This is a genomic window from Ekhidna sp., assembly GCF_964218185.1.
Classification (GTDB): Bacteria; Bacteroidota; Bacteroidia; order Cytophagales; family Cyclobacteriaceae; genus Ekhidna.
This window is the reverse complement of record NZ_CAXPLV010000006.1, coordinates 1-14,227: the sequence shown is the minus strand read 5'-3', so window position 1 is coordinate 14,227 and position 14,227 is coordinate 1. Positions and strand designations below refer to the sequence as shown.

Here is a 14,227-nt window from a genome sequence, read left to right as displayed (position 1 = left end):
AAGTTAATTCCAATTATTTTAGTGATGATCAACCGGAATTAGCATGAATGCTTTAAAAATAGGCTTAGCTCAAATTTCACCAATTTGGCTTAATAAAAAAGGAACTTTAGACAAGGTAGCCCAGTACACCTCTGAAGCTTCGGAAAATAACGTCCAACTTATTGTTTTTGGAGAAGCACTTGTCCCTGGATATCCTTTTTGGCTGGATAAAATGAATGGAGCAGCATTTAATTCCACTATTCAAAAAGAAATACATGCGCATTATATGGACCAGGCCGTATGTATTGAAGAGGGACATCTCGATGGACTCTGCAAACTGGCTAAGCAGAAAAGTATAGCACTATACTTAGGAACTATTGAGCGACCACAAGATCGTGGAGGACATAGTCTTTATTGCTCCATGGTATATATAGACCCAACAGGCGAAGTAAAGTCAGTGCATAGAAAGCTAATGCCAACCTACGAGGAAAGGCTCTCCTGGAGCACAGGTGATGGACATGGACTTGTAACGCACAAATTACCGCCATTCACTATAGGTGGACTCAACTGCTGGGAAAACTGGATGCCACTGGCCAGAGCTGCAATGTACGCTCAGGGTGAAGACCTCCACGTTTCTATATGGCCGGGAAACAAGCGTAATACAGAAAAACTAATCCCTATGATTGCCCAGGAATCACGCTCGTATGTGGTGGGTGTGTCTGGTCTTTTCGCACCGAAGGATATCCCGCATGATTTTCCTCATGCAGATGAAATGCGAAAAGCAACTAAAGATACGTTAGCTGATGGAGGGTCATGCATTGCTGCTCCGGATGGGAGCTGGGTTGTGGAACCGGTGGTTGACGAGGAGCGACTTATCATCGCAGAGCTTGATCATCAAAAAGTGAGGGAGGAAAGACAAAACTTTGACCCTTCAGGACATTATTCTCGCCCTGATGTTTTAAGCTTAAATGTGAATAAAGAAAGACAGTCGGTGATTAAATGACATTAAGAGGATTCGTTCTATTTTTTCTTATTCCAATCATTTCTTTTGGCCAGGCTCCCGATGAAGATGAGGTTATTTTTCAATCAGCGGTGGACTGGCTGGATAGTAAACTTAACTACATCTATTACGATGAGGTGGGCGAAAAATGGTGGAACAACACCTTCTATATCAATGACAAAAAAGAAGTAACCATCAAGCACATTGCATCTAGCAGGCCCAATACAGCAAATATTCAAAATAAGACGTACACTATACGATCGTTCAGAATACAGGATATAAATCCTCAAAGTCTGAAAGTCACAAAGATTAAAGAGACAAAGGGGCGACTGGTCAAAGGAGATATGCTGGAACTGAGAACCTTCGCCTTTCATGATTTGATCCACAAAACAATCAATAAGCGGAGGGGTAGCAGTACATCGTTTCTATTCTTATCCTTTCCTGAAGTCTTGAATGACAGCCTGGCAAACTATGCGCAGATAGTAAAGCAAAAGTTTGAAGAAGCGATCATTGCCAGTACGCGAGTATACCCACGTGGAGATGATACTGATAAAGACCAAATTTTGTCCATATTGAATGGGAGTTATGGAACAAATGACGGTCTTTCCTGGGAAGCAAGTGAGGTGAGGAAAAATGTATTGAAAATTGAATCAATAGAGGAGACAATTCAATACTTTGGGTTTGATGAAGCTAAAAATCAGTTTTACCTACTTAATATTTCGGACTCAGGATTTGAATATGAGTACTTCCAATTGAATAATGAATCTACCCTATCACTCTCATCGGACAGCACCACTATTTTTCAGTTCAATACCCAAAATTCATTTAAGTATAAGGATCAGGAGTTTTTCAGGAAGTGATCACTTTCAGAGCCTTTCTTCCACTACGTTCTTATATTTTCTCCCAATAGTAAGCTCGATATTATTTACAGTGACAAATTCTTTATTGTAAGACTGTATATGATCTCGGTTGATCAGAAATGACCGATGAATTCTCACGAAGGAATTCGGTAAACGCTCATCCAACGCACTGATCTTTTCTTTGGTTATGTGAACCTGATCAGAAGTATGCACCTTTACATAATCACCAAGGCTCTCCACGTAGAGAATATCCTCAAGCTTTAGCGGAATATTCTTTCGTTTTACTTTAATACTGATTTCAGACTGGTTATTCTTATTCAATTCATCTTCCATCTCCGTGATAATGCGATCTTTCTCATTCATCTTTTGAATGGCCAATATCAAACCATCGAAGAAAACGATAAAGTACAGAATTACAGTAAGCAGGTAGATGTCACCTGCAATCTTACCCAAGTTATCAATTTGATAATCTGCCAAAATCACAAACGCCAATACCATTACCAGTAACTCCAGATAGATGGACACAATTATCATGTAAATACAATAGAGGATAAATCTCAATTTTCGTCCTGCCATTAGATAATGTGGAACCAAATACTGGTTGAAAAACAATGAGGTCGCCATTACAACGGGTATCAGGAAGGTGACAAAGAAGAATGACAGTAAAACACTATCAAGTGAAGTGCTGAAAAGTATAGTTAAAGTCCCCCATACAAGGAGCCAGAAAATGAGAGGTCGTTTTGCAATCATTGCTTCGAATATGGGCTAAATTGATAAAATTTAAATGAATAATAGACAAACGACCGGGTTAGAACTGGATACGACCTTTCACATTGATAGTGCTCCGGCTTGCTTTGTAAGCATGTTTTACTTTAACCAAAATAATTATGATTGAGTTATTTCACATGGGCGGTATGCTATTCATGAGCATACTTACAATTGAGTTGCTAGCTGTAGGATTTTTCGTTATGAGATGCCTGAAAAAATCGGATAGTTTTGAAGGAGATTTGAAGCTTGTGAAATCCACTGGCTTGCTCGCAGCAATCACTGGTATTCTCGGACAATTGATCGGGCTTTTCTCAGCTTTTGAAGCTATTCAACAAATGGGAAGCGTATCCCCTGCGATGCTTGCCGGAGGTATAAAGGTATCTATGATAACTACAATTTATGGAGTGATCATATACCTCCTCTCTATAGTTCTCTATTTGATTTTAAAGATGAAAAAGTGACTTTAAGAAGCCGGAATCAACTCCGGCTTTTCTCATTTTTCTATCCGTATTTCTTCGGATTTCATTGTGCCCAGAAGTAAATAATTTTACTCGATGCTGAAGCAAATCAACATTGGAAACAAGCTGGCACTAATCATGATTGCGCTATCGCTAGTTGTGATTGCGCTGTTATCTACCCTCTTTTATGTGCAGTTTGACACAGCCCTCCAGGAGCGGGTCATGCTTCAGCTGTCATCAGTAAAGCAGCTAAAGATTGTCAAAATCAAAAATGAGCTTACTGACCGCATGTCTGTATTTCGAGATATTCTCGATAACCCTGCTGATGCGCTGATCGAACAAAATCAAATCTTCAGTCACCTTCAGTTTTATGATTCTATGCCCGAATCTATTATGGGCCTGAATCTAAACACTTCGTCAGAAGACATTGGCGATAGAGTGGTCATGAAGGATATCACTCCCGAAAATATTGATTTCGAAATCACTGTTGCACTTTTTGCTAAAACTGACGATAAATTTCTGGTGGCCATTGCTGAGATCCCCGAGGTACAGGACATCTTGCTGGAAAGAACCGGACTGGGACAAACAGGCGAATCGTACATCGTAGGAAGTGATTATAAACTAAAAACCAAGTCTCGATTTTTCACTCAAAATCCCAGGTCTATCGAAGTAAAAACAGTGGGTGTTTTGCGAGCGCTTGCGGGAAAATCAGAAGAAGATTTAATTCTGGATTATCGCGGAATGGAAGTTTTTAGCTCATATGAAAAAATTGAAATGAGTGATATAAAATGGGTGATACTTACCGAAATAAATCATCAGGAGGCGCTATTCCCATTGGAGCAGCTCAGGAGAAATTTGATTTATATCCTGATCATCATTCTTGTCTTTGTTCTGGTAGTTTCATATTTCCTCTCCAGAATGATCGTAAGCCCGATTATTACTATGGAAAAAAACTTAATGGATATGTCCAAGGGAATCCTCAACAAAGTAATCCATAGTGACAACAGGCAGGATGAAATAGGTAGAATGTTCAGGGCGCTTGAAAAGCTGGTAATTGCTCTTCAGGAAACGGTAGTCTTTGCCGGCGAAATTGGAGCAGGAAACTTTAACGCTGAATACAAGCCCTTGAGTGACGAAGACAAAATGGGAACTGCTCTGATTCAAATGAAAGAAAAACTCAGGGCTTTCAAAGAAAATGAAGAGCGCCTCTTAAAGGAAAATCAACGATCAATACTAAACGGGGAGGAGAAAGAACGATCTCGACTTTCAAAAGAAATGCATGATGGGTTAGGTCCTCTGCTTACCACACTTCGTATGAATCTACAAGCAGCAGATTTGAATGAAAAAACCAAATATGCAATTCTAGAAAGGCTGGATGAGACTATAGGCGAGGTACGACGGATGAGCAACAACCTAATGCCTAATGTATTGGTAGATTTTGGAGCCGGCGAAGCAATCGGTAACTTGTTAAAGCAAATTGAAGAAAATTTCTCGATTCGGGTTCTTTACAAAAATGACATGCCTGCGGAATCAGATATAGATGATGCTATTCACATTGCGCTCTATAGAATTGCGCAGGAATCTATCAATAATGCAATAAAACATTCAAAAGCTACTGAGTTGAAGGTTTCGATGAGTGAATTCGAAGATCATGTAGGCTTTTTCATTTCTGACAATGGAGTAGGTTTTGACCAGGATCAATCTACCGAAGGGAATGGAATCCGTAATATGAAAGAAAGGGTGAAGCTGGCCAATGGAACCATTGACATTCGTAGCAATAAAAAAGGAACGACAATTGAAGTAGAAATTCCATTATCATGAGCAAGATTAGAGTAATAGTTGTAGATGACCATCAGTTATTCAGAGAAGGAATAATTTCACTGCTCTCGAAAAATGATGACCTGGAGATTGTAGGTGAAGCGGCATCAGCTGAAGATTTGTTTGGGTTGCTGGCAAGCACATCCCCCAACATTGTTCTTATTGATATCTCCATGCCTGGCCCCAATGGATTAGAGGTGATTGAGAATGCACGCTCTAAATATCCTGATGTGAAATTCATAGTGCTGACCATGCATGCCGAAGGGCAGTATGTGGTTAAGGCTGTTCGCAATGGAGCTTACGGATATTTGATCAAAAATGCAGACGAGAATGAACTGATTTCGGCTATAAAAAATGTAGCTGATGGTAAAAAACACTTCAATAGTGAGATTTCCCAGCTGATGATTGGAAACATGGCTATCGAGGGGGAATCGCATAAAAAATTATCTGACAGGGAAATGGAGGTGCTGACGCTGGTATCAGAAGGACAAACGACCAAAGAAATAGCTGATCAGCTCTTTGTGAGTGCCAGGACTGTCGAAACTCACCGGGTGAATATGATGAAAAAGCTAAAGGTTCAAAACTCTGCAGAGCTCATCAAAAAAGCAGCCCACCTGAAGCTTATTTAAGCGATCAGTATAAATACTGATCGCTCTATCGTGAATTTCGCTTAAAAGATTATACAATAATCTTCAGAGTGTTTTCGACCTCTTGTGAATCTAAGTTTGATGTCTCAACCATTACTAGTATGAGCATCTTCGACATCATTGCCATTCTAATATTCTTCTCAGGTGTATTTATTTTCATAAATACATTTTACCTGAAGCTACCTTCCTCGATTGGATTGACGATCCTGGCGCTTGTGCTTTCATTCCTTGTTCTCATTTTCGGAGTACTTTTTCCAGAGTTTCATCTGGCAGAGCACGTTAAAAAATATGATTTTGCAGAAGTACTTTACCGGTTTGTTCTTAGCGTGATGCTATTTGCTGGAGCGCTAAATGTTGACTTCCGTAAGCTTGGAGACCAACTCATCCCTGTTTTGGTGCTTTCATTTCTTGGGGTACTTATCTCCACCTTCGTGATTGCTACATTGATCTTCTATACCGCAGGAGCAATGGGCATAGAGCTAAGCTATCTCGCTAGTTTGGTTTTCGGGGCTTTGATATCGTCTACAGACCCGGTAGCTATCACGAAAACTATCCAGCGGTTTAGAATGTCTAACGAGCTGGAAACAAAAATATCTGGGGAAGCACTGCTCAATGGTGGTATAGCCATCGTGCTAGCGCTTGTCCTTGTAAATATCTACAAAGAAGAGGCCGCCTTAGGTTCACTAAATATTACAGGCGCAGCTTGGGTCTTGATTAGGGACCTGGGAGGTGGACTTATCGCCGGCCTTTTCTTTGGCTGGATGGGCTTCTCTGTCCTAAAGTACATAGACAATGATGCCGTAGAGGTAGAGGTATTAGTAACCTTGGCACTGGTCATGGGTGGCTCATATGTGGCCGATCTCATTTCCGTTTCGTCCATGCTGGTGGCTGTCACCACAGGCTTGATTCTAGGGAATTTTGGCCGAAATGAAAAGGGTGAAAATGCGGTAGGAAGTTACGTATATCGCTTCTGGCAATTGCTTGAAGAAACTTTGGCTGCTATGCTATTTGTGCTCATAGGTTTTGAAATGTTAGTGATTCCTCTTCGACTAGACTATTTCGCACTAGGTTTTTTTGCAGTCAATATTGCGTTATTCGCTAGATGGGTCAGTGTTTTTATACCCATCAGGTTGATGTCGATGAGTCGCTCCTTTGATGACGGCACCATTCCGGTGCTGTCATGGGGAGCACTTAGAGGAGGGCTACCGGTAGCTGTCTCACTTTCACTCACCAATTTTCCAGGCCAGGAAATAATCGTAACAATGACATACGTGGTAGTAGTGTGTTCGGTACTCTATCAGGGATTCACCCTTACCAAAGTAATGAAGTTTTACAATGATCAGCATCCCATGAAATGGATGGACTAGTTTTTTCTAAGTGGTTTTTTGGTTAAGTCCTTTTTTGGTGGATATGCAAAGGCCTCCCGTACAAATGGTACGGGAGTTGCTTTTGCTTAAAACTTAAGTTTACTACCCAACTCCATGTCGCTAAGCTCTATATCAAGTGCCTTTGTAGACAGCTGGATCTCTCTTAAAGAAATAATTAGCGAAAGCAGCAATGAAACAAGAGAAATACCAAAAATCGCACTCCCCCATTCACCACCCTTTAGGTAGATGAAAAACATTGCCAGTACACAGAGCAGTAGGCTCAAAACACCAAAAAGTTGCATTGCACGAATAAGAAAAAGGCGTTTTCTCAGATTTTTAAGTTGCCCCTCGAGTACGCTTTTTGGATTGTCCAGATAGCTTTTATGAAGCTGTCGGATCAGGGTGGCTATAGCTAAAAAACGATTGGTATAAGCCAGTAGCAACAAAGAGATCGCTGGGAAAAGAAGAGCCGGTGTGGTTAGTGTGATTTGCATAGGGTAAAGATAGGACTCAAGGCTTTGAAGGAATCAGTACTTCTTTGATAAAGCCTAATCCATAACCAAGATGCTGGACGAATGTGGTAATTACTGCCAGAAATCCGGCCACCAAACTTCGCATGCTGACCGTGGAATGAAATAAAATCATAAGAAAATAGGCCCCATAAACTGACAGAAAAACTAACCCAATAGATGGAATAAAACTGGTCAATAGAACTGTAAAGACAAACCCTAGAGTAAAGCTCGCTGGCAAAAGATGAGGGATTTTTATCGGTATTCGATAGACCCGATTGAGCTGAATTCTAGTCCTACCAAAAGAAAAAACTTGTTTGAAAAATGACCAGAGAGTATTCCGTCTCTTATGAAAAACTTTGATCTCGTCAGTTACCAAAGCTTTATATCCTGATTTGCCAAATCGATGACTAAGCTCCATATCCTCACCCATATTTGTCTTTCTAAACCCTCCAAGTTCTTGAAACACATCCTTGAGAATGACCAGATTATAGCTTCTCAAATGAGCCTCCTTGTCCACTTTTACTTTTTTACCCCGAATTCCCCCTGTGGTAAGAAATGAGGTCATGCTATAAGAGATCGCTTTTTGGAGTGAGGAGAAATCATTTCGCGCAGCATCTGGTCCGGTAAATGCTTTGAAATTCTCAACTTCTATCAGCTTACTTAAATTTTCAATGTAACGCTCAGGTATGACACAATCCGAATCAAAAAAAACAAGCCAGTCCCCTTTCGCATCCACAGCCCCATAATTTCTACTAAAACCTTGACCCGAGTTTTCCTTAAAATGATAGCTGATATTCAGTTTGGAAGCATAATCCTCCACCACTTTCGCACAAGTCAGATTCGACCCGTCCTCAATGACTATTATCTCAAAATCGGTATTGGTTTGCTGGCATAGACTATCCAGCAATTCCATTATTTCATCAGGTCGATTATAAACAGGTATGATGATTGAAAAAGTAGGCATAAAAGCCGGGTTAATCCTTTTTACTGGTGTTCTCAATGATGAGATAATCACCCTTTCGCTGATTGACCTGAATCATCATCTCAGCTATAAATCCAGCTAAAAACAGCTGCATACCCACAATGAGTGCGACAAGTGCGAGAAAAAACAGTGGCTGATCCACCACATCTCTTCTTTCCATTTGATGATATTGCCTGTAGAGTTTTTCACCAATCACCCAGATAGTTATGAAAAAGCCCCCTATAAAGGATAGACTACCAAATACTCCAAAGAAATGCATCGGATTTTTCTTAAAGCGGGAAACAAAAGTAACCGACAAAAGATCGAGGAATCCAGTTACAAATCTTTTCATTCCATATTTTGTAGTGCCATATTTTCGCGCACGGTGCACTACTACTTTTTCTCCAATCCTGTTATAACCGTTCCACTTAGCTATCAATGGTATATATCGGTGCATCTCACCATACACATTGATGTTTTTCACCACATCGCGATGATAAGCCTTCAGCCCGCAATTAAAATCATGAAGCTTGATGCCTGAAACCATTCTCGTCACCCAGTTAAAGAACTTCGATGGGATTGTTTTTCCTATAGGATCATGTCTTTTCTTCTTCCATCCTGAAACAATATGAAGATTCTTCGCCAGCACCATATCCATTAATGCTGGAATCTCATCCGGGCTATCCTGCATATCCGCATCCATGGTGATGATTACCTCACCAGAGGCATGATCAAAGCCTGTTTGCAGGGCTGCTGACTTCCCGTAGTTCCGGTTAAACTTAAGGCCTACTACACGAGAGTCCTTCTTTGCAGACTCATCGATGATCGCCCAGGAAGAATCAGTACTACCATCGTCTATAAGGAGTACTTCGGTAGAAATATCTTGCGAGTCTACAACACGAAAAATCCATTCCAAAAGCTCTGGAATGGATTCTTCCTCGTTGTAAACGGGTATTACTATTGATAATTTTTTATCCTTCAAGTTCTGGTTCATTCTTTTTGATGATTGCTCCAAGAATTAAACAGAAAACTACATTAATTAATATTCTAATTCCAGCTCCTTTAATCATTCCCACCATAGTAAATCTATCCAACGTATCAGCTCGTGCTTTATCAATCGCTTCATCCATTCCATCTTCAGGAGCTCCAAAATTTCTCATCATAGATTCAGTATTCTCAGCTACTGCATCAGCTACAGTCTCAGATATACCCGGATCAACCACATTGAACATAACTATACTAAATAAAGTACCCACCAAAACCATAACAACCATGGTAATAAGAGAATACACATAAGCATCTTTGAAGCTCATAAAACCACCAATCTCATTTCGATATTTCACTCCAAAGACGGCAATTAAAGTTAGGTTCAACACACCCAGCAACATCATAAGCCACCATTTTGCAAACGTGGTGGGATCTACAATATATAGAAGTAATGTGATGATGATTCCGATTACACCGATCATTACCCCTGACTTGATTGCGTGATTTTTCATATCTATTTAGGTTTTTTTCTTAAAATTATGGCAACCACAGGCGTAATCAAAAAAGCAGAGAACAGTTTATTCCGAAAGGTCATTTGGATTAGTTGAGTGGGTGTCATGCTGGCTATATCGGTATATCGCTCATTTAAGAGTTCCTCACCCAGCTCTTCTTTGTAAAAATCTTCGTTACTTTTTAGCAATGCTTCCGCTCCTTCTTTATACGCCTCTAATATTGCATCGTCAATATTGAGCATAACAAGCAAGACACCTCCGAAAAGTATAATCGCAGGTATAAATACTATAAATCCAATAGATATCCCTTGCCAAAAATGTAGATACCCACCATTTCTAAAGTCCTTGTATTCTTTGCCTGCAAAAAATATAAACAAGAAATAAACCCCTAGGTCGAACCAAAAATGACGACTATCCAGCAAGGGATTGCTACCAAAATTGATGGAAATAAAGAAAAGGCCAATCAGGAATAGACCACAAAGTATGGAATACTTTAAAGTTGATTTTATCACTTCTACTTATTGATTTTAAAATAAGACCGATTGACAGTTCCTGCCACTTTTCCCTCAACTTCTTTGTTCCAAAATGGTGAGTTCCTTGACTTTGAGATGTTTGTTGAGTCATTCAGCGTCCACTTCGCTTTCGGGTCAAATATGGTGAGTTTAGCCTCCTGACCAACATCAATTGATGCAGGCTGCAAGTTTAGAATACTTCTTGGCCCGTTCACTACTTTGTCTATCAGGATATCCAATGAAATCTCTTTAGAAACACTCAATAGTGCTGGCAAGAAGGTTTGCAGTGAAATATTACCAGGTTCTGCAAGGTCAAACTCTAGCTGTTTACTCTCCTGATCTAAGGGCCTGTGATTCGAACAAATGGCATCAATCACATCCTCCTTAAGTCCCTTTATAAGTGCCTTCCGATCTTTCTCCGTTCTGTAAGGTGGCAGGCTTTTGAAGTTAGTGTCAAACTCGCCAATTGAATCATCTGTAAAAATCAAATGATGAATAGCTACATCACATGTGATATAAAGTCCTTCTTTTTTAGCTCGTTTAATTAGATCTACTCCTTTGGCGCTAGAAACCCGTGAAAAGTGAAGATGCCCGCCACTGTATCTGAGTATCTCAATATCTCTTTGAATGATCAATTCTTCCGAAAGAGAAGGCTCCCCCCTAAGACCAAGATTGGTGCTCATCCGCCCCTCATGCATATGCGTATTTCTGGAAATATTTACCTCTCTCGCATTTTGAATAACAGGAGTATTCAAATTCTTGGTATACTGGAGAGCTTTCAGTAGTAATTCTGCATTCCAGATTGGTTTATCACCATCGGAAAAAGAAACCGCACCAGCATCATTCAGATCCAGAATTTCAGTCAATCCTTCTCCGTTCAATCCCTCACTAATAGCCGCTGAGACGTAAAGTTCTACCGCGTTATTGCCCTTTCTAATCAGATAGTTTACATCACTTTTTGATTCAATGGGAGGTGAAGTATCTGGAGTAAGACAGACATCCGTAAAGCCTCCAGACTGAGCTACTTTTATTCCAGATTCAATATCCTCTCTATGTTCATTTCCAGGATCATTGAAATTAGCATTCAAATCAAACCAGCCACAGCTCAACTGATGTCCTTTTAGATCAATTTCTTTTTTAGCAGACTTTCCATTAAGGGATGTAATCAGTCCTTTCTCAATAAGTATGTTGGCTTGCTGTTGGTGAGCGGGAGAATTTGTATCTAGGACGAGTACGTTCTTTAGCAATAAGCTCATTTGAGATATCTATGCAGCATTGTTTCAGTCAGAACAAACAACAAGGTCAAAATTAATGCATATTTCCATAAGCTTGACTTAGAATTAACTCCAGCGTTCAATATCCCCCCCTTATCTGATAAAGATGTCACAGTTACATGATCATAATCCTCAAATGCTTTTTCTAACTGCTCTAGGGTTGGGGCCTTCATTATTGATTCAGACTTAGGGATATTAATCGCTATGTTCTTCAAGGTATCACCAGCATGCACCAGAGTATAAAATCCAGGATCAATAGTTGAGGGAATTTCAAGGATTAAATCTCTGCCATCTGAGCTAAATGATGGTATTACTTCATAATCCGCTCCAATGATATTTGGAGGAGTATCAGAAGCTGTCCCTCTTATTCTCAACAAATCTCCAGGATATAAATATGCTGATTCAATTCTGTTATTTTCCGAAAAAGCTATTTGATACAAAATAGGAAGGAAAAGAGCTTTGGTGTGAAACTCATCATGTTCTCCAATAAAACTTGTGTTAAAAAAATATGCTTTATTAGTCTTCAGAAGGAAAGGAGTCCCTCCCCTGAATGGAATAATCGTTTCATACTCACCTGAAATCCTTGAAAATACATTGGCAGTCTGACGATCTTGCTCATCATTATTTTCATCAAAAACCCCACGCAACAAAGGATGATTAAAATCAATATCCAGTTCATTAAGAACAAGTCTCTCGGATTTCTCTATACTAATACCTAAAGTTCCGCTATAGTTCTCCTTATCAATTTCTCCGGGAGGAAAAATCAAAAGTGGAACATCCAACTGCTCTATTATCCCCGATGGAATTTCTTTCACTCCTCCCAATACAATCAAAGAAGACTTACTCAATCTTTCATAATCCAAATTACTCAAGCTTTGAAAATCACGATTAAACAATTCAGAGTTACCATAAACTGCATCAACAAACTTAAATCCCGATTCATTTATGATAGTAATCCACGGCTTGACCTGCTCACCAATTGAGAAGTAAAATGAATTGTCAAATACAACATCATCGCCATCTATCTTTATCAAATAATTACCAAATTCAGATTTAGGAATAGAAAACTCTAGAATGTCCAATTCTGAGATATCTCGAACAAGTGAACTCAATTGCTTTCCGGAATCCATCAGCTTAACAACAATATTCCCATCAGTGATATTATATACACTAAACACAACAATGATTTTTAGCTCAGTCAAATTATCAGGATTGGGCTGAATATATAAAGTATCCACACTTACATTCCTAGCTAGATTAATATCTTGTGTAATAGCTAAATGAAACCTTTTGGATGAATCACTCAACATTGATCTAAGATTGTCAGAATCTTGAAGTTGAAAATCAGATAAAACATAAGTTAAATTACTACCATTTGATAGAACGCTTGAAAGTCTGCTATTAAAAGTACCATCAGTCAATGATGGATCACTCAAAACAAGATCGGAAACCGATCTGAGTTGGCGTTCATCATTATCAAAGTACACTATTGAGCCTTTGGTCAAGAAATCAATCGGCATTATGCCTTTTGAGGAGACAGCTGAACTAAACGAATTATCATAATAAATGGCAATATCTAATTCCGAGCTTTTACCTTGAATGGTTATTATCAAGTAAGTAAAAGCAATAACAGACAAAAAGATAAAGAGACGGCTGCTCAGAATTAGTAAATACTTAAGCCTTGATACCGACTTAGCCTTAGTAGAAAACTTTGAAATAAACTGGATAGAGGAAAAAAGCAGCTTCTTAGCTCTGCGGAAATCGAATAGATGTACCAGGATTGGTACCAGCAAAAAAGGAATAAAAAACCACCAAAAACTCACGTCAACAAATTAATTTGAATGTCTAACGATTTCATTTGCTAGCAAGTTATACAAATGTGGTGGCCGGCTTCATACATTTTTCCTTCACTGAAGATAAAAACTCCAATTAACATATGAGCATAAAAAAAGGGACATTGTTTACACAATATCCCTTTTATAATAAACTGGCAACGACTTACTCTCCCACCTGTTACGGCAGTACCATCAGCGCTGACGGGCTTAACTTCTCTGTTCGGAATGGGAAGAGGTGGACCCCGTCGCTATAATCACCATAAAATTTGCCTATATCCTTTATGGACAGGACTTAATGTCTTGACATTAAAAATGAAAGATTCACATGAAAAACGCGAGTTTATCGAAACGCTTCAAAAAAGTTTACGGGTAATTAGTACTACTCAGCTTTGACATTACTGCCTTTACACCTGTAGCCTATCTACGTCCTAATCTAGAACATCCCTTAAAAGAAATCTCATCTTGTAGTGGGTTTCGCACTTAGATGCTTTCAGTGCTTATCCCTTCCCAACGTAGCTACCCAGCAGTGCTCCTGGCGGAACAACTGGTACACCAGCGGTTAGTCCAACTCGGTCCTCTCGTACTAAAGTCAGATCTACTCAAATTTCTTACGCCCACAACAGATAGGGACCGAACTGTCTCACGACGTTCTGAACCCAGCTCGCGTGCCACTTTAATGGGCGAACAGCCCAACCCTTGGGACCTTCTCCAGCCCCAGGATGTGACGAGCCGACATC

The 14,227-nt window shown here is 39.7% G+C and carries 14 protein-coding genes and 2 rRNA genes; 6 read left to right on the top strand and 10 right to left on the bottom strand.

Going from position 1 to position 14,227, the window contains the following annotated elements; genetic code table 11:
* The first annotated feature begins 43 nt into the window (after nt 1-43).
* Nucleotides 44-982 carry a carbon-nitrogen hydrolase family protein gene (locus ACEQZT_RS11375; RefSeq protein ID WP_370089562.1) on the top strand — a complete coding sequence of 313 codons (939 nt, stop codon included), beginning with the start codon at nt 44-46 and terminating at the stop codon, nt 980-982.
* Nucleotides 979-1,839 (top strand): hypothetical protein, encoded by an 861-nt coding sequence (locus ACEQZT_RS11370; protein ID WP_370089561.1) that lies wholly within the window; start codon nt 979-981, stop codon nt 1,837-1,839. The genes ACEQZT_RS11375 and ACEQZT_RS11370 overlap by 4 nt, the downstream gene beginning before the upstream one ends.
* A 6-nt stretch (nt 1,840-1,845) precedes the next feature.
* On the opposite strand, the gene ACEQZT_RS11365 is transcribed toward ACEQZT_RS11370, so the two are convergent.
* On the bottom strand, nt 1,846-2,589 hold the full coding sequence (locus ACEQZT_RS11365) for a LytR/AlgR family response regulator transcription factor (protein WP_372530158.1): 744 nt from the start codon (nt 2,587-2,589) through the stop codon (nt 1,846-1,848).
* A 137-nt stretch (nt 2,590-2,726) separates the two neighbouring features.
* Between ACEQZT_RS11365 and ACEQZT_RS11360 the strand changes: the two genes are divergently transcribed.
* The 4 genes from ACEQZT_RS11360 (at nt 2,727) to ACEQZT_RS11345 (ending at nt 6,897) form a co-directional block, all read left to right on the top strand.
* On the top strand, nt 2,727-3,068 hold the full coding sequence (locus ACEQZT_RS11360) for a MotA/TolQ/ExbB proton channel family protein (RefSeq protein WP_370089559.1): 342 nt from the start codon (nt 2,727-2,729) through the stop codon (nt 3,066-3,068).
* A 93-nt stretch (nt 3,069-3,161) separates the two neighbouring features.
* Nucleotides 3,162-4,886, top strand: a complete 1,725-nt coding sequence (locus tag ACEQZT_RS11355; protein ID WP_370089558.1) for an ATP-binding protein — start codon at nt 3,162-3,164, stop codon at nt 4,884-4,886.
* The gene (locus ACEQZT_RS11350) at nt 4,883-5,512 is read left to right on the top strand and encodes a response regulator (RefSeq protein WP_370089557.1); all 630 of its coding nucleotides are present in this window, start codon (nt 4,883-4,885) and stop codon (nt 5,510-5,512) included. Before ACEQZT_RS11355 ends, ACEQZT_RS11350 begins: the two co-directional genes overlap by 4 nt.
* Nucleotides 5,513-5,631: 119 nt before the next feature.
* Entirely contained in the window at nt 5,632-6,897 is a 1,266-nt protein-coding gene (locus tag ACEQZT_RS11345; RefSeq protein ID WP_370089556.1) for a cation:proton antiporter, read from the top strand.
* Between the two features lie 86 nt (nt 6,898-6,983).
* Here ACEQZT_RS11345 and ACEQZT_RS11340 read toward each other — a convergent pair whose 3' ends face one another.
* From ACEQZT_RS11340 to ACEQZT_RS11300, 9 genes are all read right to left on the bottom strand, one after another.
* Nucleotides 6,984-7,391 (bottom strand): DUF2721 domain-containing protein, encoded by a 408-nt coding sequence (locus ACEQZT_RS11340; RefSeq protein ID WP_370089555.1) that lies wholly within the window; start codon nt 7,389-7,391, stop codon nt 6,984-6,986.
* A 16-nt stretch (nt 7,392-7,407) separates the two neighbouring features.
* Nucleotides 7,408-8,373, bottom strand: a complete 966-nt coding sequence (locus ACEQZT_RS11335) for a glycosyltransferase family 2 protein (RefSeq protein WP_370089554.1) — start codon at nt 8,371-8,373, stop codon at nt 7,408-7,410.
* A 10-nt stretch (nt 8,374-8,383) separates the two neighbouring features.
* Nucleotides 8,384-9,364, bottom strand: coding sequence for a glycosyltransferase family 2 protein (locus tag ACEQZT_RS11330; RefSeq protein WP_370089553.1), 981 nt, complete (start codon nt 9,362-9,364; stop codon nt 8,384-8,386).
* Complete coding sequence (locus ACEQZT_RS11325) at nt 9,342-9,869, bottom strand: DUF4199 domain-containing protein (protein ID WP_370089552.1); 528 nt, start codon at nt 9,867-9,869, stop codon at nt 9,342-9,344. Before ACEQZT_RS11325 ends, ACEQZT_RS11330 begins: the two co-directional genes overlap by 23 nt.
* A gap of 2 nt (nt 9,870-9,871) precedes the next feature.
* Nucleotides 9,872-10,381 carry a DUF4199 domain-containing protein gene (locus ACEQZT_RS11320; protein ID WP_370089551.1) on the bottom strand — a complete coding sequence of 170 codons (510 nt, stop codon included), beginning with the start codon at nt 10,379-10,381 and terminating at the stop codon, nt 9,872-9,874.
* 2 nt (nt 10,382-10,383) lie between these two features.
* Nucleotides 10,384-11,637 carry a dihydroorotase family protein gene (locus tag ACEQZT_RS11315; RefSeq protein WP_370089550.1) on the bottom strand — a complete coding sequence of 418 codons (1,254 nt, stop codon included), beginning with the start codon at nt 11,635-11,637 and terminating at the stop codon, nt 10,384-10,386.
* Entirely contained in the window at nt 11,634-13,478 is a 1,845-nt protein-coding gene (locus tag ACEQZT_RS11310) for a BatA domain-containing protein (protein WP_370089549.1), read from the bottom strand. Before ACEQZT_RS11310 ends, ACEQZT_RS11315 begins: the two co-directional genes overlap by 4 nt.
* A 162-nt stretch (nt 13,479-13,640) precedes the next feature.
* Nucleotides 13,641-13,752 (bottom strand): 5S ribosomal RNA (rrf, locus tag ACEQZT_RS11305).
* Between the two features lie 90 nt (nt 13,753-13,842).
* Nucleotides 13,843-14,227 (bottom strand): 23S ribosomal RNA (locus ACEQZT_RS11300); the annotation flags it as partial.

Excerpts from the sequence above, each read along its gene's own strand:
- ACEQZT_RS11325 (WP_370089552.1), bottom strand. The coding sequence starts at position 9,869 with ATGAAAAATCACGCAATCAAGTCAGGGGTAATGATCGGTGTAATCGGA.
- ACEQZT_RS11355 (WP_370089558.1), top strand. The coding sequence starts at position 3,162 with ATGCTGAAGCAAATCAACATTGGAAACAAGCTGGCACTAATCATGATT.
- ACEQZT_RS11365 (WP_372530158.1), bottom strand. The coding sequence starts at position 2,589 with ATGATTGCAAAACGACCTCTCATTTTCTGGCTCCTTGTATGGGGGACT.
- ACEQZT_RS11345 (WP_370089556.1), top strand. The coding sequence starts at position 5,632 with ATGAGCATCTTCGACATCATTGCCATTCTAATATTCTTCTCAGGTGTA.
- ACEQZT_RS11335 (WP_370089554.1), bottom strand. The coding sequence starts at position 8,373 with ATGCCTACTTTTTCAATCATCATACCTGTTTATAATCGACCTGATGAA.
- ACEQZT_RS11350 (WP_370089557.1), top strand. The coding sequence starts at position 4,883 with ATGAGCAAGATTAGAGTAATAGTTGTAGATGACCATCAGTTATTCAGA.
- ACEQZT_RS11375 (WP_370089562.1), top strand. The coding sequence starts at position 44 with ATGAATGCTTTAAAAATAGGCTTAGCTCAAATTTCACCAATTTGGCTT.
- ACEQZT_RS11315 (WP_370089550.1), bottom strand. The coding sequence starts at position 11,637 with ATGAGCTTATTGCTAAAGAACGTACTCGTCCTAGATACAAATTCTCCC.
- ACEQZT_RS11340 (WP_370089555.1), bottom strand. The coding sequence starts at position 7,391 with ATGCAAATCACACTAACCACACCGGCTCTTCTTTTCCCAGCGATCTCT.
- ACEQZT_RS11330 (WP_370089553.1), bottom strand. The coding sequence starts at position 9,364 with ATGAACCAGAACTTGAAGGATAAAAAATTATCAATAGTAATACCCGTT.
- ACEQZT_RS11360 (WP_370089559.1), top strand. The coding sequence starts at position 2,727 with ATGATTGAGTTATTTCACATGGGCGGTATGCTATTCATGAGCATACTT.
- ACEQZT_RS11370 (WP_370089561.1), top strand. The coding sequence starts at position 979 with ATGACATTAAGAGGATTCGTTCTATTTTTTCTTATTCCAATCATTTCT.